Origin of the sequence: Streptomyces sp. NPDC005820 (assembly GCF_040630255.1) — a bacterium.
GTDB lineage: Bacteria > Actinomycetota > Actinomycetes > Streptomycetales > Streptomycetaceae > Streptomyces.
The window spans coordinates 64,379-83,088 of the sequence record NZ_JBEXXE010000014.1 but is presented as its reverse complement, the minus strand read 5'-3'; the positions used below and the strand labels follow the sequence as shown (position 1 = coordinate 83,088).

Below are 18,710 nucleotides of genomic sequence, written 5' to 3'. Positions count from 1 at the left end.
GCTCAGCCAGTTCCACTCGAGACACCGCAGCCGACGGCCACCGCCGGGTGTCCTGGTGCGCCATGAAGGGTTGACGCAATGACGCCGAACGCCGCTTCTGCTTCTTCCGGCTCCTCCGGACCGAGCCGGAGAAGCTTCCTCGCCTCCACGGCGGTCGCCACCGCAGCGGTGGCGGGAGGGATGCCGCTGCTGTCCGCCTGCGGCGGCTCGGAAAGCGGCTCGCGCGACGGCACCACCTCGGGCAAGGACGCCAAGAAGATCCTGCCGACGTATGTCGCCAGCAACGTGGTGACGCCGGACATCCCGGCCAAGAACGGCTCCTCGATCGGCTTCACGAGCAAGCTCGACATGGCCGGCCTGAAGACCTCGGTGCCGAAGAAGCTCGGCAAGGGCGGCAAGGTCACGATCATGTCGCCGTTCTGGGGCTCCCCGCCGAAGGCCGACAACGCCTACTACACGGGCATGAACGACCTCATCGGCGTCGACGTCGTCTGGCAGAACCAGGACGGCAACACCTACGAGCAGAAGCTCGGCGCGGTCCTCGCCTCCAGCGACGTACCGGACGTGGTCGTGGTCCCCGGCTGGAACATGAACGGCCGCATACCCAGCGCGATCATCAGCAAGTTCGCCGACCTCGGGCCCTACCTCTCCGGCGACGCCGTCAAGGACTACCCGAACCTCGCCGCGATCCCCACGGACGCCTGGCAGCGCTCCATCTTCGGCGGCAAGCTGCGCGGACTGCCGATGCCGGCGGCGTACGTCTCCAACATCGTGCCCCTCTACCGCAAGGACATCTTCGACAAGGAGGGGTACGAAGTCCCCACCACCGCCGACGAGTTCCACGCCCTGGCCAAGGAGATCACCAACGCCAAGGCCAAGCGGTGGGCCTGTCTGGACATGAAGTGGACGGCCTGGAACATCTTCGGCGTGCTGCCCGGCGACGAGAAGGGCCTCATGTGGAACCTCGTCGACGGCAAGCTGATCAACCGCATGGAGACCCAGGAGTACCTGGAAGCGATCGAGTGGACGCGCAAGCTGTTCGCCGACGAACTCGTGCACCCCGACGCCAAGCTCGGCAAGAGCAGCGCCACCGACCCGGGCCCCAAGTTCGCGGCCGGCGAGTTCCTGATCTACAACAACGACATCTCCCAGTGGTACAGCCGCACCGCCGAACAGGCCGCCCAGAACCCCGACTTCAAGGTCTGGGGCATGGACCTCTTCGCCCACGACGGCGGCACCCCCACCTTCTGGGCCAAGAACCCGGCGGGCATCTTCGCCTTCGTCAACAAGAAGGCGTCCAAGTCGGTCATCCAGGACGTGCTCGCCGTCGCCAACGCCACCGCGGCGCCGTACGGCACCAAGGAGTACATGATGACCAACTACGGCGTGGAGGGCACCCACTACACCCTCAAGGACGGCGTCCCGGTCAAGACCGACCAGGGCAACCTCGACGTCCTCAACGCCTATGTGATGATCGCCAGCCCCGCCTCCACCCTCGCCCACCCCGACTTCCCCGAGGTCGCCCGCGGGCAGGTCGAGTGGCAGCAGAAGGTCGGCGCCCACACCAAGAAGACCTCCTTCTACGGCATGCAGATCACCGAGCCCTCCCGCTGGGCCAACCTCTCCAGCGACTTCGAGCAGCTCGAGGACGACATCATCCGCGGCCGCAAGAAGATCAGCGACATGCAGCAGGCCGTCTCCGACTGGAAGAGCAAGGGCGGCGACCAGCTCCGCGACTGGTACCAGAAGATTCTCGACGAGAACGGCTCGGCGGCGAGCTGACCCGGCATCGAGGCAAGGAGAACGGCCGTGTCCCACAGCACGGTGCCTCGCAGCGGGGCCGAGGCAGCAGACGAGACGGACAAGCCCCCGGTGGCGTCCGGCGGCGCCACCGGCCCCGCCGGGGGTGAGACGAAGAAACCCTCGGGGAAGCTGAGCCTGCGCCTGAGACTCAGACGCGACCGCGTCCTGCTCCTGATGACCCTGCCGGCCGTCGCGCTGGTCCTGCTGTTCAGTTACGTGCCGATCCTGGGCAACATCGTCGCCTTCCAGGACTACGACCCGTACATCAGCGACAACGGCATCGTCTCCATGCTGCACAGCCCCTGGGTGGGCCTGGAGAACTTCCAGCGCATCTTCGAGGACGCGGCGTTCTGGGACGCGGTCACCAACACCCTCGTGCTGTTCTTCCTGCAACTGGTGCTGTACTTCCCGATCCCCATCCTGCTCGCGCTGCTCATCAACAGCGTCGTCAGGCCGCGGGTGCGGGCGGTCTCCCAGGCCATCCTCTACCTGCCGCACTTCTTCTCATGGGTGCTGGTCATCGCGGTCTTCCAGCAGTTGTTCGGCGGGGCGGGCATCCTCTCCCAGCTCCTGCGCCAGCACGGCTACGACGGCCTCGACATCATGACCGACCCCGAGACCTTCAAATACCTGATCACCGCGCAGAGCGTGTGGAAGGACGCCGGCTGGGGGATCATCGTCTTCCTCGCCGCGCTCTCCTCCGTCCCGACGGACCTGTACGAGGCCGCCGCGATGGACGGCGCCGGACGCTGGCGCCGCATGTGGCATGTGACGCTCCCGGCCCTGCGCCCGGTGATCGCCCTGCTGCTGGTCCTGCGCGTCGGCGACGCGCTCACCGTGGGCTTCGAACAGATCCTGCTCCAACGCGACTCCGTGGGACCGGGCGCCTCGGAGGTCCTGGACACCTTCGTCTGGTGGAACGGCGTCCGCAACCAGGACTTCGGCTACGCGGCCGCCGCCGGACTCGTCAAGGGCGTCGTCAGCCTCGGGCTGGTCCTCGCCGCGAACAAGGTGGCCCATCTCATGGGCGAGCAGGGGGTGTACAAGAAATGAGCACGGTGCTCGAAAAGTCCCGTCCGTGGTCCGCGCCGCCCCGGCCGGCCTGGGAGGAGGAGCCCAGCAGGGCCGGCCTGGCCGGCAAGGGGCTGGTCCTCGCGCTGGCCTGCCTCGGGATCCTCTTCCCGATCTGGATCGTCGTCGTCACCAGCCTCTCCTCCCGCCGCACCATCGACGAGGCGGGCGGGCTGGTGATGATCCCCAAGGGCATCACCTTCGTCGCCTACCGGGAGCTGCTGAGCGGCGGGCAGGTGACGCGGGCCGCGGTGATCAGCGTCCTCATCACGCTGGTGGGCACGCTGTTCTCGATGACGGTGTCCGTGCTGTGCGCGTACGGCCTTTCCCGCACGGGCTCACTGGGCCACCGCTGGCTGCTGCTGGTCCTGCTGGCCACGATGTTCTTCAGCGCCGGTCTGATCCCGACGTACCTGCTGGTGCAGTCCCTCGGCCTGACCGACACCTACCTGGCGCTGATCCTCCCCAGCGCGGTCAGCGTCTTCAACATCCTCGTCCTGCGGGGCTTCTTCATGGGCATCTCGCAGGAACTGATCGACAGCGCGCGGATCGACGGGGCCGGGGACTTCCGGATCCTCTGGCAGATCGTCATGCCGCTGTCGCGGGCGGTGCTGGCGGTCATCACGCTGTTCTACGCCGTCGGGTACTGGAGCGCGTGGTTCAACGCGTCGCTGTACCTGAACGACCAGGACATGATGCCGCTGCAGAACGTCATGATCCAGCTGGTGCAGAAGCAGGAGGCGCCGGTGGGGCTGGGGCAGGCGATCAAGACGGGTGAACTGTCGGGGCTGGCCGTGCAGATGGCGGTGATGGTGATGGCGTTGCTGCCGGTGGCTGTCCTGTCCCCGTTCGTCCAGAAGCACTTCAAGAAGGGGATGCTGACGGGGGCGGTCAAGGGGTAGCCGACGCCCACTGTCCCGGGGGCGTGCGGGGGACGGCGGCTGCGGGCGCGTCGTGGCCGATCGCGCAGTTCCCCGCGCCCCTGAGGGGTTGCAGCTGCGTTGTCCGAAAAAACTCGCGCCCCCACAGCAACCCACCCCACCCCTCCCCTCCGACTCCCCCTCGAGGTACCCCCATGCACGTCACCCGCCGCACCGTCCTCGCCGGCACGGCAGCCGCAGCCGCCGCAGCCCTCGCAGGTCTCCCCGCCGGGCAGGCAACCGCGGCCACGAGCAACGGCACCCCCGCCTACCGCTGGCGCAACGCCGTCATCGGCGGCACCGGTTTCGTCACCGGCGTCCTCTTCCACCCCTCCGTCCGCGGTCTCGCCTACGCCCGCACCGACATCGGCGGCGCCTACCGCTGGGACGACAGAACCGCCCGCTGGACCCCCCTCACCGACCACCTCGGCTGGGACGACTGGAACCTCCTCGGTGTGGAGGCGATCGCCGTCGACCCCGGCCACCCGGACCGCCTCTACCTCGCCCTCGGCACCTACGCCCAGTCCTGGGCCGGCAACGGCGCGATCCTGCGCTCCGAGGACCGCGGCGCCACCTGGACCCGTACCGACCTCACCGTGAAGCTCGGCGCCAACGAGGACGGCCGGGGCGCGGGGGAGCGGCTGCTGGTGGACCCGAGGGACAGCGACACCCTGTGGCTGGGCACGCGGCACGACGGGCTGCTCAAGTCGACCGACCGGGGGGCCACTTGGGCAGCCGTCAGCGGCTTCCCGGCCACCCCCTCCGCCGGCGGCCAGGGCGTCACCCTCCTCGTCTCCGCAGGCCGTACCCTCTACGCCGGCTGGGGCGACTCCGACGGCACCGCCGGGTCCGTCAATCTCTACCGGACCGGCGACGGGAGCACCTGGGAAGCCGTACCGGGGCAGCCGGCCGGGACCTCCGCCAAGGTCCCGGTCCGGGCCGCGTACGACTGCCGCACCCGCGCGCTGTACGTGACCTACGCCGACGCGCCCGGACCCAACGGCCAGTCCGACGGCAGCGTGCACCGGCTGGCGACGGCGAGCGGCGCCTGGACCGACGTCACGCCGGTCCGGCCGGCCGGCGGCGACACCTTCGGCTACGGAGGCGTCGCCGTGGACGCCCGCCGCCCCGGCACCCTCGTCGTCTCCACCAACAACCGCTGGGCGGCCGTCGACACCCTGTACCGGACCACCGACGGCGGTCGCACCTGGACGTCCCTCAAGGACGCGGCCGTGTTCGACGTATCGGAGACTCCCTTCCTGAAGTGGGGCGAGGACCAGCCGAAGTTCGGCTGGTGGATCCAGGCCGTGGCCGTCGACCCGTACGACTCGAAGCACATCGTGTACGGCACCGGCGCCACCCTCTACGGCACCCGCGATCTGCGGCACTGGGCCCCGCAGATCCGCGGCCTGGAGGAGACGTCCGTGGTCCAGCTGGTGTCGCCCCCGGTCGGGGAGGCACACCTGCTGAGCGGTTCGCGGGACATCGGCGTGATGTACCACGAGCGGCTCACCGCGTCTCCGTCGCGCGGCATGGCGACGAACCCCGTGTCCGGGTCGGCGACGGGACTCGCGCAGGCCGCGGCCAGGCCGTCGTACGTGGTCCGCAGCGGGTGGGGCGACCACGGCAACGGCGCGTACTCGAACGACGGTGGGCGGACCTGGGCGCCCTTCGAGGGACAGCCCGCCATCGCCAAGGACGCTCCGGGGCCGATCGCCGCCAACGCCGACGGCAGTGTGCTGCTCTGGTCCTTCGTGCACTGGGACGGCACCAAGTACCCGGCACACCGGTCCGCGGACAACGGCCGCACCTGGACCGGGATCTCCTCCTTCCCGAAGGGCGCCACGCCGGTCGCCGACCCGGCCGACCCGACGCTCTTCTACGCTTACGACTCCGACACTGGAAACGTACTCGCCAGCACTGACAGTGGCCTCTCGTTCACGGTGCGTGCGTCCGGGCTGCCGGCCGGGGACAGTCAGTTCAAGCTGGTCGCGGCCCCGGGCCGGTCCGGTGACCTCTGGCTCTCGGCCAAGTGGAACGGGCTCCACCGGTCCACCGACGGCGGCGCCACCTTCACGAAGATCACCAGCTGCTGGGCCTCGTACACCCTCGGCTTCGGCAGGGCCGCCGACGGCGCCGACTACCCGGCGATCTACCAGGTCGGCTCGACGGAGGCGATCACCGCCGTTCACCGCTCCGACGACGGCGCGAAGAGCTGGGTGCGGATCAACGACGACCGGCACCAGTGGGGCTGGACCGGCGAGACCATCACCGGCGACCCCCGGGTGTACGGCCGGGTCTACCTCGCGACCAACGGGCGCGGCATCCAGTACGGGGAGCCCGTCCGATGACCGCCGCCCATGAGCCGACCTCCACCGACAAACCGACCCCGGGCCACAAACCGCCTCGCGCCCACCGACCGACCCTCGCCGACGCCACCCGGGGCCGCATCCTCTTCGGCGGCGACTACAACCCCGAGCAGTGGCCCGAGGAGACCTGGCAGGACGACGTCCGGCTGATGCGCGAGGCCGGCGTCAACTCCGTCACCCTCGGTGTCTTCTCCTGGGCGAAACTCGAACCCCGGCCGGGCGCGAGGGAGTTCGGCTGGCTGGACCGGCTCATGGACCTGATGCACGACCACGGCATCGGCGTCGTCCTCGCCACCCCCACGTCCTCCCCGCCCCCCTGGCTCGGCCGGCTCCACCCGGACTCCCTGCCCGTCACCGAGGACGGCCGGACCGAGTGGTGGGGCGGCCGGCAGCACTTCTCCCACTCCAGCGCCGCCTACCGCAGCCATGCCGCCGTGATCACCGAGGCCCTGGCCGCCCGCTATGCCGGCCACCCCGCCCTGACCATGTGGCACATCAACAACGAGTACTGCACGGCCGACTTCGGCGACGAGGCCGCCGCCCGCTTCCGCCGCTGGCTGCGCGCCCGGTACGGCACCCTCGACGCGCTCAACACCGCCTGGGGCACCGCCTTCTGGAGCCAGGGCTACGACAGCTGGGACGGCGTCCTGCCGCCGCGCACCCCGCACTATCTGAAGAACCCCGCCCAGGTGCTGGACTTCCGCCGCTTCACCTCCGACATGCTCCTGGAGTGCTACACCGCCGAGCGGGACATCGTCGCCCGGCACACCCCGCACCTCCCGGTCACCACCAACTTCATGCCGCTGTTCTTCGGCCAGGACGCCTGGCGCTGGGCCGAGGAGGAGGACGTCGTCTCCGTCGACCTCTACCCCGACCCGAGGGACCCGCTCGGTCCGCAGCACGGCGCCCTCGTCCAGGACCTCACCCGCTCACAGGCGCGCGGCCCCTGGATGCTGATGGAGCAGGCGGCCGGCCCCGTCAACTGGCGCGGGGTGAACCACCCCAAGCCGCGCGGCCTCAACCGGCTCTGGTCCTTTCAGGCCGTCGCCCGCGGCGCGGACGCCGTCTGCTACTTCCAGTGGCGCCAGTCCCGCCAGGGCGCCGAGAAGTTCCACTCCGGCATGGTCGGGCACGCGGGGGAGCGGGGCCGCACCTACCAGGAGGTCAAGCGGCTCGGCGCGGAACTCGCGGCGATCGGTCCCGCGGTGACCGGCAGCCCGCTCCACGCCGACATCGCGATCCTCCACGACTGGCACGCCTGGTGGGCCTCCGCCCAGGACGGCCGGCCCTCCACCCACGTCGACCATCCGGCCGTCCTGCACGCCTGGCACCGCGCCCTGTGGGAGGCCGGGTTCGCCACCGACTTCGCCCACCCCGCGCACGACCTCACCCGCTACCGGCTCGTGGTCGTGCCCCAGCTGTACGCGCTGACGGACGCGGCGGTCGACAACCTCCTCGGCTTCGTCCGCGCCGGCGGCACCCTGGTCTCCGGCTTCCTCACCGGAGTCGCCGACGAGGACGACCGGATCCGCCCCGGCGGCATGGACCCGCGGCTGCGCGAGCTGTTCGGCATCCGCGTCCTGCACGAGTGGTGGCCGCTGGAGCCGGGGGAGACCGTCGGGTGCGACGGCTTCCGGGGCACGCTCTGGTCGGAGGAGCTGGAGGCCGAGGACGAGGCCGTGGACAGCGTCTACAAGGGCGGCGAGCTCGACGGCCTCCCCGCGGTCCTGCGCCGCGACCGCGCCTGGTACGTCTCCACCCTCCCCGAGCCCGACGCCCTGCGGGAGCTGCTGGCCCGGGTCGCCGCCGGGGCGGGGGTCCGGCCCGTTCTCGACGGGCTTCCGGACCGGGTCGAAGCGGTACGGCGCGGTGAGCTGCTGTTCCTCCTCAACCACAGCCGTGAGCCGGTCACCCTCGACGTCCCGGGCAGCCACACCGACCTGCTCACCGGCGACAAGATCACCGATCACGTCACCCTCGAGCGGTTCGGCGTGGTGGTGTTGCGACCATGACGATCACGCACGGCACCTGGGAACCCACCCCCGCCGCCCGCTGGGAGGACGCCTTCCTCAGCGGCAACGGCCACCACGGCACCCTCATGTTCGGCGACCCGAACGATGATCGTGTCATCGTCACCCATCACACCCTGGTCCGCCCCAACGGCGCCGAACACGCCCGCCCGCCCGAGCTGGCCGCCGAACTCCCCGCCCTCCAGGACCGGTTGCTGGTCGGTGACCTCACGGCCGCCGAGGACTTCACCGATCACCGCCCCCTGCAGTGGGTCCAGCCCTTCCACCCCGCCTTCCAGCTCCGACTGCGCCGAGCCGCCCCGGCCGAGCCGCACCGCTACCGCCGCACCGTCGACTTCACCACCGGCGAGACCACCGCCACCTGCGGCGACTGGACCAGCAAGGTCTTCGTCTCCCGCGCCGACGACGTGATCGTCCAGCACATCACCACCAGTGACCTGGACATCTCCCTCGACCACCGCCTCCCCGGCGCCCCCGCCGACCTCGCCGTCGGCCACGGCTCCGCCCTCACCCCGGACGGCGCCCAGCTCACCCTGCGCGCCCGCTACCCCGGCAGCGACCGCGCGTACACCGGCGTCACCCGCGTCGCCGTCACCGGCGGCAGCGCCTCCCTCACCCTCCCCGGGGTGCGCATCACCGGCGCCGCCTCCGTCCTCCTCCTCACCCGGGTGCGCCGCCACACCGGCGAACTCGACGTCACCGCCGAGCAGCGCGCCCTCGCCGCCCTGCCCTCCTCCTACGAGGACCTCCTCGACCGGCACCTCGCCCTGCACCGCACGGCCTACGAACGGGTCGCCCTCGATCTGCGCGCCGACCGCGACGAACGCGCCCTCCCCGGCTCCGAGCTGCTGAAGCGCCCCGACAGCACCGCCCTCCTGGAGCGCCTCTTCGCCGCCGGCCGCTACCACCTGCTGTCCTCCTCCGGCCTCAACCCGCCCCGGCTGACCGGCCTGTGGACCGGCGACTGGGACACCGCCTGGGCCGGGGCGTTCACCAACGACGCCAACCTCAACCTCCAGACCGCCTCCGCCGCGGCCGCCGCCCTCCCCGAAGTCACCGAAGCCCTCGCCTCCCTGATCCACCGCCAGCTAGACGACTGGCGGGAGAACGCCCGCGCGGTGTTCGGCACCCGCGGCGCGGTCGCGCCCGCCCACACCGACGGCGAGTCCGGGCTGACGTACCACTTCAGCCGGGAATACCCGCTGCACCTGTGGACGGCCGGAGCCGACTGGCTGCTCAAACCCCTCGTCGACCACGACGAGACCCGGGGCGTCCGCGACCCGCGCACCGTCGCCGCCCTCGCCGAGGCCGCGCTCTTCTACGAGGAGTTCCTCACCCGCGAGGACGAGGACGGGCGCCTCGTGGTCGTCCCCTCCTACTCACCCGAGAACCGCCCCGCGGGCGCCAGTTGGGGCGCGCTGAACGCGGCCATGGACCTCTCGGCCGCCCGGCACGCGCTGCTCACCGCCGCCGCCTGCCATCCGGCCGATGCCGAGCGCCGGCGCGCCCTCGCCGACCGTCTGCCGCCGCACCGGATCAACGCCGACGGCGCCCTCGCCGAATGGGCGAGCCCCGGCCTCGACGACAGCTACGACCACCGCCACCTCAGCCACCTCTACGGCGTCTGGCCGCTCGACGAGATCACCCCCTACGACACCCCGGAACTCGCGGCGGCCGCCCACCGCGCGCTCGAACTGCGCGGCGCCGAGAACGACTCCGCGCACGGCCATCTCCACCACGCGCTGATCGCGGCCCGGCTGCGCGACGGCCACCGGGTCGCCCACGCCCTCGACCGGGTCCTGGACGGCGACTTCTTCCACGCCTCCCTGATGAGCGCCCACTACCCCCACCGCGACGTCTACAACGCGGACGCCGCGCACACCCTGCCCGCCGTGCTCATCGAAGCCCTCGTGCACTCCACCCCCGACCGGCTGGTGCTGTTCCCCGCGCGCCCGCCCGCGCTCGCCGCGGGTGAACTGCGGGGCCTGCGCACCCGGTTCGGGGCGGGTCTCGACCTCGTCTGGGGTCCCGAGGGCGCCACGGCGGTCCTCAGGCCCACCCGCAGCCACCGCATCGAAGTCCGGACTTCCGCGGGCGACGCCAAGCCGCTCGACCTCGTCGCCGGCGAAGAACACGTCCTCACCACGGGGACGTGGTAACTCCCCGCACCTCCCCCCACCCATGGAAGGGACACCATGGCAACACGTGTGCTCGGCAGGGTCGTCAAGGCCCTGATCGCCCCCACCCTGGCCCTCGGCGCGACCGTCGGCCTCGCCTCCGCCCCCGCCTCGGCCGCCGTCTGGAGCTCCTGCGACCAGTGGGGCAACACCAGCCTCAACGGCTACACCCTCTACAACAACATCTGGGGCTCCGGCGCCGGCAGCCAGTGCGTCTGGGCCAACTCCGGCACCAACTGGGGAGTCTGGGCCAACCACCCCAACACCGGCGGCATCAAGTCCTACCCCAACGCCAAGAAGGTGATCAACAAGACGATCACCTCCCTCGGCTCGCTGTCCAGCAGCTACAACGTCACGGTTCCCTCGTCCGGCGCGTACAACACGTCGTACGACATCTGGGACACGGACTACGACTACGAGATCATGCTCTGGGTCAACTACAACGGCGCCGTCGGCCCGCTCGGCACCTCCCAGGGCAACGTCACCCTCGGCGGCCACACCTGGACCGTCTACAAGGGCAACAACGGCTCGAACGAGGTGTTCTCGTTCCTGCGTACGTCCGACTCCTCGTCGGGCACCGTGAGCATCCTGCCGATCCTGAAGTGGATCAAGGACACCAAGGGCTGGTTCGGCAACGAGACCATCGGTGACGTGCAGTTCGGATACGAGATCACCTCGTCCTCCGGCGGCCTCGACTTCGTCACCAACAACCTGACCGTCAGCAGCAGCTGACGGACCGGCGGGCCGGGGCCGGCGCCGGGGCTCTCACGCCCGGTCGACCTCGGCCCGCAGCACGTTGTAGTCCGCGAACGCGGTGTCGACGTCCGCGCGGGTCAGTCCGTAGCGGGCCAGGTCGTAGCGGTGCGGCCGGGTGCCCTTCGGGCGGGCCGCGACGTGGGGCAGCCGCGCCGCGTCGGCGTCGGTCCAGCGGGCGCCGATCGCGTCGTAGAGCTTGGGGGCGCCCGCCGCCGGGTCGGAGCCCAGCCAGGAGTAGGGCACGTCGATCAGCGCCTCGCGGGGGATCGCGGAGCGGGCGGCGAGACCGCGGGTCATGGAGCGGCTCAGCAGCTCCAGCCAGGTGGCGCCGAGGGCGTGCAGGTCCAGCGGGCGCAGGGTGATCGCCATGCCGTGCTCGATCAGACTGCAGAACGACGGCACCACGGCGGCCGGATCACGGTGGGTCCACACGATCGTCGCGTCGGGGAACACCGACAGCAGCGCGTCGAGGTTCTCGGTGTGCAGCGGCGACTTCAGCACCCAGCGGCGGCGCGGCCGGCCGTACTGCAGGACCTGGTAGATCTGCTTGAGGTACGCGTAGTCGGGCCGGAAGTCCCGCTCGTAGTGGCGTTCCCGGTACGCGGGGATCCGGGCCTGGGACAGCGGCATGATCGTGTGCGGGAGGGCGAAGGTGCACTCGTCGGGGCCCTCGGCGGCCATCGGGTGGATGTCCCGGTAGCGCGGCGAGAACAGGTTGATCGCGCCGACCAGCCCCCGTGCCGCCGCCACCGCCTGCTTCCGCTGCCGCTCGGTCCCCTCCAGATCCGGGGTGAGCAGTTCCCAGAGACGGGGACATCGGTGCTGCTCGGAGAGGGACAGCACGCCATGGGTGAGGGTGGTCGCGGTGCGCGGCAGGCCCACCACGAACACCGGCCGCTCGACCGGCTCCCGGGCGATCCCCGGGTGCTCGGCGAGCAGCCGCCGGATCCGGGCGCGGTTGACGAGGTGCCGGCGCACATGGCCCTGTGCCGACCACCAGCCGACCGGGGTGAGGTGCTCGTCCCGGGCCCAGTTGCGCAGCAGGAAACGGAACTCGGCGGAGAACACCGCCTCCACCGGCCCGGCCGAGGCGGCCAGCCGGTCGAAGACCCGGTCGGGGCTGCGGCGGGAGGCGAACCCCGGCCGCAGCAGCAGATTGGCGAGGGAGAGCGCGAGGGGAGGTGCGGACATGGGGGAACACCCTTCCGTGGGGCGGGTGGGGCAGTTGGATGCCAGCCCACTACCCCACCAACTCCCGTTTGCCACAAGGGTGTTCAGACGTTACGGCGTTGATTCGGCCACCGGCAGCCGGGCCCCGTCCCGCAGGAACAGCGGGATCCGGTCCAGCGGCGCGTCGACCGTCACGGACCTGCCGCCCTCGTACGTCTCACCCGTCCACGCGTCCGTCCAGCGCGCCCCCGCCGGAAGGTACGCCGTACGCTCCCGCGCCCCCGCCTCCAGCACCGGTACGACCAGCAGCTCCCGGCCGAAGAGGTAGGAGTCGTCGACCGACCAGGCCTTCGGGTCGTCGGGGAACTCCAGGAACAGCGGCCGCATCGGCGGCAGCCCCTCCTCGTGTGCCTCCCGCATCACGTCGAGGACGTACGGCTTGAGGCGCTCGCGCAGCCGCAGGTACTTCTCCAGGATCGCGCCCGCCTCCTCGCCGTACGACCACACCTCGTTGGGGCCACCGGTCATGTCCGGGCCGAGCGGCATGCCCGGGTCGCGGAAGCCGTGCAGCCGCATCAGCGGGGACAGCGTGCCGAACTGGAACCAGCGGACCATCACCTCGCGGTACGCCGGATCGTCCGGGTCGCCGCCGTGGAAGCCGCCGATGTCCGTGTTCCACCAAGGGATCCCGGACAGCGCGGTGTTCAGGCCGGCCGCGATCTGGCGGCGCAGGGTCGGGAAGTCGGTGCCGATGTCACCCGACCACAGGGCGGCGCCGTAACGCTGACTGCCCGCCCACGCCGAGCGGTTGAGGGTGACGACCTCCTCGCCCTCGGCGCGCAGGCCCTCGTAGAAGGTACGGGCGTTCTCCGCCGGGTACAGGTTGCCGACCTCCAGGCCGGGGCCCGCCCAGTAGCGCAGGTTCTCCTGGAAGCCCGGCTTCAGCTCCGGCTCGCAGGCGTCCAGCCAGAAGGCCGTGATCCCGTACGGGGCGAGGTAGTTGTCCCGGACGCGCGACCACACGAACTCGCGAGCCTCGGGGTTCGTCGCGTCGTAGAAGGCCACCTGGACCGGGGAGGCGACCTCCTTGTCCGGCCAGTCGGCGTGCGCCGGCGGCCCGTACTGGGTACCGATGAAGTGGCCGCGCTGCTCCATGAGCGCGTGGTTCTCGCTCAGCGGCGACACCGAGGGCCACACACTGACCACCAGCTTGATGCCGAGCTCGGCCAACTCCCGTACCAGCGCGGCCGGGTCGGGCCACTCCTTCAGGTCGAACTTCCAGTCCCCGAGATGCGTCCAGTGGAAGAAGTCGCAGACGATCGCCGAGATCGGCAGGCCCCGGCGCTTGTACTCGCGGGCCACGGCGAGGAGTTCGTCCTGGGTGCGGTAGCGCAGCTTGCACTGCCAGAAGCCCGCCGCCCACTCCGGCAGCATCGGGGTGCGGCCCGTCACCGCGCTGTAGCGGCGCTGCCCGTCGGCCGGGGTGCCCGCCGTGATCCAGTAGTCGATCTGCCGGGCGGAGTCGGCCACCCAGCGGGTGCCGTTCCCGGCCAGCTCCACCCGCCCGATCGCCGGGTTGTTCCACAGCAGGGTGTAGCCGCGGCTGGACGACAGCACCGGGATGCCGACCTCGGCGTTGCGCTGGACCAGGTCCAGGACCAGCCCCTTCTGGTCGAACCGCCCGTGCTGGTGCTGGCCGAGCCCGTACAGCTTCTCGTCCTCGTAGGCGGCGAACCGCTGCTCCAGCCGGTGGTGGCCGTTGCCGACGGCCGTGTAGAGCCGCGAGCCCGGCCACCAGAAGTGGGCGCGCTCCTCGGCCAGCACCTCACCGCCGTCGTCCGTGCGCAGAAAGCGGATCAGGCCCTCGGCGTCGACCTCGACGGTCAGCGCCCCGACGGTCAGCAGCCCCCGCCCGTCCTCTGTCTTGATCGTGTACGGCGTCGGCGGCGCCGTGTCCAGCAGGGCGCCCGGCAGTCCGTCGAGCACGGGACCGCCGAGCCGGGCGCGGACCCGGACCGCGTCCGGCCCCCACGGCTCGATCCGGAGGGTCTCCTGACGGCCGCTCCACTCCAGCGCGCCGTCCCGCTCACGGAAGGTGCCGACGGTGGGGGAGGACTGCGCGAGGCTGACCGTGCCCTGACTGGTCTGGTTTTCGGCAGGCTGATTCACGAAGCGTGCTCCTGTGCTCCTGGAGGAGTGCGGACATGGGGGTGCCCTGGCGTGGCACAACAGCGAGAAGGAAAGAGCGGGGGTGACTCAGGAGGCGGCCGGGCCCGTGCTCGCCCGGACCGTCAACTCGGGTTCGATCAGCACGACTTCGTCCGTCCTCCGGCCGTCGAGCTTGGCCACGAGACGCTCCACGGCATGCCGGCCCATCTCCTGGGCGGGGATGGCGACCGAGGTCAGCCGCACCGAGGCCTGGACGGCGACCTGCTCGGGGCAGATCGCGACCACGGAGACGTCCTCGGGGACGGCCCGGCCCTGCTGGCGCAACAGCGCGAGCAGGGGTTCGACCGCCGACTCGTTCTGCACGACGAACCCGGTCGTGCCCGGGCGTTCGTCGAGGATGCGGGCGAGGGTCAGGGCCATCGCGTCGTACCCGCCCTCACAGGGGCGGTGCAGCAGCCGTACACCGCTCTCCCGGGCACGGGAGCGCAGACCGTCGAGCGTGCGCTCGGCGAAACCGGTGTGCCGCTCGTACACCGCGGGCGCCTCGCCGATGACAGCGATGTCGCGGTGGCCGAGCGCGGCGAGATGCTCCACGCACAGCGCGCCGGTCGCCGTGAAGTCGAGATCGACGCAGGTCAGACCGGTGGTGTCGGCGGGCAGCCCGATCAGCACCGAGGGCTGGTCGGTCTGCCGCAGCAGCGGCAGCCGTTCGTCGTCGAGCTGGACGTCCATCAGGATCATGGCGTCGGCGAGCCCGCTGCCGGTGACCCGGCGCACCGCGTCGGGGCCCTCCTCGCCGGTGAGCAGCAGCACGTCGTAGCCATGGGTGCGGGCCGTGGTGGCCACCGCGATGGCGATCTCCATCATCACCGGCACATACATGTCGGTACGCAGCGGGATCATCAGCGCGATGATGTTCGACCTGCTGCTGGCCAGCGCCCGGGCGCCCGCGTTCGGGTGGTAGCCCAGCTCGCGGATGCTCTGCTCGACCCGCTGCCGGGTGGTCGTGGAGATGGACCGCTTGCCACTGAGGACATAGCTCACCGTGCTCGCCGAGACTCCGGCGTGCTGGGCGACCTCGGCGAGGGTGACCATCCAGCTCTCCAAGCTTTGTGAAGCGCTTCGACAGTGCGCGGAACGAACACGGGCGGGTATGAGGGTGGTTCGACAGTAGCCTCAGCGCGGGTGGGTGTCCATAGTCTGTCGAAGCGCTTCGACAGCGAGTTGCGAAGAAAACGTGAAGCGAGAGTACGGCAACCTTTTCCCGCCCGGCGCCCACTGGGGTGACGTCAGCACCACCGGCCCCGGAAGGACCCCCATGCAGCACCGCCGTCCCCGTCTGTCGAAGCGGGCGAAGGCCCTGACCGCCGCCGCCGTCGCCCTCGCGGCCGCCGCCGGCGTCACCGTCGCCCAGGCGGGGGAGTCGAGCAAGAAGTGCACGGCCTTCGACACGGTCACACTCGGCAAGTACTACGTGAACAACAATCTCTGGGGCCAGGACAAGGGCACCGGCAGCCAGTGCGTCTGGGACAACTCCGCGAGCGGCTCCACCATCTCCTGGGGCACCAGCTACACCTGGGCCAACAACAGCAAGGGCACCGACTCGGACGTGAAGTCGTACGCCTCCACCGTCCTCGGCTGGCACTGGGGCTGGAAGGTCGACAAGGCGAAGACCGGGCTGCCGATCAAGGTGGGCGACCGCAAGAAGGTCACGGCGAGCTGGGAGTTCTCCCTGCCGTCCAACCCCGGCACCATGAACGTCGCCTACGACCTGTGGCTGCACACCAAGAACACCGCGGACTGGCAGGACCAGCCCACCGACGAAATCATGATCTGGCTCAACCGCCAGGGCGGCGCGGGCCCGCTGGGCACCAAGTACGGCAGCGTCAGCCTGAACGGCGCGATGTGGGACATCTACCAGGGCAACATCGGCTGGAACGTCTACTCGTTCGTCCGCCGCGCCAACACCACCAAGGCCACCCTCGACCTCGACGCCTTCACCCAGGCACTCGTTCGGCGCAAGCTGCTGAGCAACGACAAGTACGTCTCCGGCATCGAGTCCGGCACCGAGGTTTTCAAGGGAACGGGCCGCCTGGACACCAAGTCGTACGCGGTCACCATCGGCTGATAAGGGCCCGGACCGGCCCGCGAAGGGTGGCGGGGTCGCCCCGGATCGGGTACCAACGATCGAGTAGCACCCATCGGTAACCGATGTGGTCCATGATCCCGATTCGCGGCGAGGTGAGCCTCATGTCCGCACCACCCCTGAAAAAACCCACCGTCACCGAACGTGAGGCCCGCCAGGTCGCCGAGGCCGCCCGGGAACAGGACTGGCGCAAGCCCAGCTTCGCCAAGGAACTGTTCCTGGGCCGGTTCCGCCTCGACCTGATCCACCCTCATCCGCTCCCCACCGACGAGGCCGTCCGGCGCGGCGAACAGTTCCTCACCAAGCTCCGCGCGTTCTGCGAGACGAAGATCGACGGAGCGCTGATCGAGCGCGAGGCCCGGATCCCCGACGAGGTGATCAACGGCCTCAAGGAACTCGGCGCCCTGGGCATGAAGATCGACCCCAAGTACGGCGGTCTCGGCCTCACCCAGGTGTACTACAACAAGGCGCTGGCCCTGGTCGGCTCCGCCAGCCCCGCCGTCGGCGTCCTGCTGTCGGCCCACCAGTCGATCGGCGTACCGCAGCCGCTGAAGATGTTCGGCACCCCCGAGCAGAAGCAGGCCTTCCTGCCGCGCTGCGCCACCACCGCCGTCAGCGCCTTCCTGCTCACCGAGCCGGACGTCGGCTCCGACCCGGCCCGCCTCGCCACCAGCGCGGTCCCGGACGGCGACGACTACGTCCTCGACGGCGTCAAGCTGTGGACCACCAACGGCGTCGTCGCCGACCTGCTGGTCGTCATGGCCCGCGTCCCGAAGAGCGAGGGCCACCCCGGCGGCATCTCCGCCTTCGTCGTGGAGAGCGACTCGCCCGGCATCACCGTGGAGAACCGCAACGCGTTCATGGGCCTGCGCGGCATCGAGAACGGCGTCACCCGCCTCCACCAGGTCCGGGTCCCCGCCGCGAACCGCATCGGCCCCGAGGGCGCCGGCCTGAAGATCGCCCTCACCACCCTCAACACCGGCCGGCTCTCCCTGCCCGCGTCCTGCGTCGCCGCCGGCAAGTGGTCGCTGAAGATCGCCCGAGAGTGGTCGACGGCCCGCGAGCAGTGGGGCAAGCCCATCGCGAGCCACGAGGCGGTCGGCGCGAAGATCTCCTTCATCGCCGCCACCACCTTCGCCCTGGAGGCCGTGCTCGACCTGTCCTCCCAGATGGCCGACGAGGACCGCAACGACATCCGCATCGAGGGCGCGCTGGCCAAGCTCTTCGCCTCCGAGATGGGCTGGCGGATGGCCGACGAACTCGTCCAGATCCGCGGCGGCCGCGGCTTCGAGACGGCCGACTCCCTCAAGGCCCGCGGGGAGCGCGCGGTCCCCGCCGAACAACTCCTGCGCGACCTGCGCATCAACCGCATCTTCGAGGGCTCCACGGAGATCATGCATCTCCTCATCGCCCGCGAGGCCGTCGACGCCCACCTCTCCGTCGCCGGCGACCTCATCGACCCCGAGAAGTCCCTCCAGGACAAGGCCAGGGCGGGCGCCAACGCCGGTGTCTTCTACGCCAAGTGGCTCCCGAAGCTGGTCGCGGGACCGGGCCAGTTGCCGTCGTCGTACACCGGGTTCAGGTACGGCGGCGTCGACCTCTCCGCGCATCTGCGGTTCGTCGAACGGCACGCCCGCAAGCTCGCCCGCTCCACCTTCTACGCCATGTCCCGCTGGCAGGGCCGGATGGAGACCAAGCAGGGCTTCCTCGGCCGGATCGTCGACATCGGCGCGGAACTGTTCGCGATGAGCGCGGCCTGTGTCCGGGCCGAACTCCTGCGCACCCGCGGCGAACACGGCCGCGAGGCCTACCGGCTCGCCGACGCCTTCTGCCGCCAGTCCCGGCTGCGCGTCGACGAACTCTTCACCCGCCTGTGGAACAACACGGACGACCTGGACCGCAAGGTCGTCAAGGACGTCCTCGCGGGCGCCCACACCTGGCTGGAAGAGGGCGTCGTCGACCCCTCGGGCGACGGCCCGTGGATCGCCGACACCACGCCGGGACCCAGCGAACGGGAGAACGTCCACCGCCCCCTCACCTGACGGACGCGGGGCACACGGACGGCCGGCTGCTCACGCGGCCGGCCGTCCGTGCTCAGC

At 70.7% G+C, this 18,710-nt stretch carries 12 protein-coding genes; 9 read left to right on the top strand and 3 right to left on the bottom strand.

What is annotated here, in order from left to right; translation table 11 throughout:
• Positions 1-78 precede the first annotated feature (78 nt).
• The 7 genes from ABZ464_RS18890 to ABZ464_RS18860 all read left to right on the top strand — a co-directional run bounded on the left by ABZ464_RS18890 (position 79) and on the right by ABZ464_RS18860 (position 11,102).
• The gene (locus tag ABZ464_RS18890) at positions 79-1,782 is read left to right on the top strand and encodes an extracellular solute-binding protein (protein WP_359278175.1); all 1,704 of its coding nucleotides are present in this window, start codon (positions 79-81) and stop codon (positions 1,780-1,782) included.
• Positions 1,783-1,809: 27 nt separating this feature from the next.
• Positions 1,810-2,856, top strand: a complete 1,047-nt coding sequence (locus tag ABZ464_RS18885) for an ABC transporter permease subunit (protein ID WP_359278172.1) — start codon at positions 1,810-1,812, stop codon at positions 2,854-2,856.
• Complete coding sequence (locus tag ABZ464_RS18880; protein ID WP_359278169.1) at positions 2,853-3,776, top strand: carbohydrate ABC transporter permease; 924 nt, start codon at positions 2,853-2,855, stop codon at positions 3,774-3,776. Before ABZ464_RS18885 ends, ABZ464_RS18880 begins: the two co-directional genes overlap by 4 nt.
• 173 nt (positions 3,777-3,949) lie before the next feature.
• Complete coding sequence (locus ABZ464_RS18875; RefSeq protein ID WP_359278166.1) at positions 3,950-6,145, top strand: 1,4-beta-glucanase; 2,196 nt, start codon at positions 3,950-3,952, stop codon at positions 6,143-6,145.
• Complete coding sequence (locus ABZ464_RS18870; RefSeq protein WP_359278163.1) at positions 6,142-8,175, top strand: beta-galactosidase; 2,034 nt, start codon at positions 6,142-6,144, stop codon at positions 8,173-8,175. Before ABZ464_RS18875 ends, ABZ464_RS18870 begins: the two co-directional genes overlap by 4 nt.
• Positions 8,172-10,352, top strand: a complete 2,181-nt coding sequence (locus ABZ464_RS18865) for a glycoside hydrolase N-terminal domain-containing protein (RefSeq protein WP_359278160.1) — start codon at positions 8,172-8,174, stop codon at positions 10,350-10,352. The genes ABZ464_RS18870 and ABZ464_RS18865 overlap by 4 nt, the downstream gene beginning before the upstream one ends.
• 36 nt (positions 10,353-10,388) lie before the next feature.
• Positions 10,389-11,102 (top strand): hypothetical protein, encoded by a 714-nt coding sequence (locus tag ABZ464_RS18860; RefSeq protein ID WP_359278158.1) that lies wholly within the window; start codon positions 10,389-10,391, stop codon positions 11,100-11,102.
• A gap of 33 nt (positions 11,103-11,135) precedes the next feature.
• Here ABZ464_RS18860 and ABZ464_RS18855 read toward each other — a convergent pair whose 3' ends face one another.
• From ABZ464_RS18855 to ABZ464_RS18845, 3 genes are all read right to left on the bottom strand, one after another.
• Positions 11,136-12,317, bottom strand: a complete 1,182-nt coding sequence (locus tag ABZ464_RS18855; protein ID WP_359278155.1) for a sulfotransferase — start codon at positions 12,315-12,317, stop codon at positions 11,136-11,138.
• Between the two features lie 90 nt (positions 12,318-12,407).
• A complete protein-coding gene (locus ABZ464_RS18850) occupies positions 12,408-14,465 on the bottom strand; it encodes a TIM-barrel domain-containing protein (RefSeq protein WP_359278152.1) in 2,058 nt (685 codons plus the stop codon).
• Positions 14,466-14,552: 87 nt separating this feature from the next.
• Positions 14,553-15,560, bottom strand: coding sequence for a LacI family DNA-binding transcriptional regulator (locus ABZ464_RS18845; protein ID WP_359278150.1), 1,008 nt, complete (start codon positions 15,558-15,560; stop codon positions 14,553-14,555).
• 223 nt (positions 15,561-15,783) lie between these two features.
• On the opposite strand from ABZ464_RS18845, the gene ABZ464_RS18840 reads away from it, so the two are divergent.
• Entirely contained in the window at positions 15,784-16,593 is an 810-nt protein-coding gene (locus ABZ464_RS18840) for an endo-1,4-beta-glucanase (RefSeq protein ID WP_359278147.1), read from the top strand.
• 122 nt (positions 16,594-16,715) lie between these two features.
• A complete protein-coding gene (locus ABZ464_RS18835; RefSeq protein ID WP_359278144.1) occupies positions 16,716-18,653 on the top strand; it encodes an acyl-CoA dehydrogenase family protein in 1,938 nt (645 codons plus the stop codon).
• Positions 18,654-18,710: the final 57 nt, after the last annotated feature.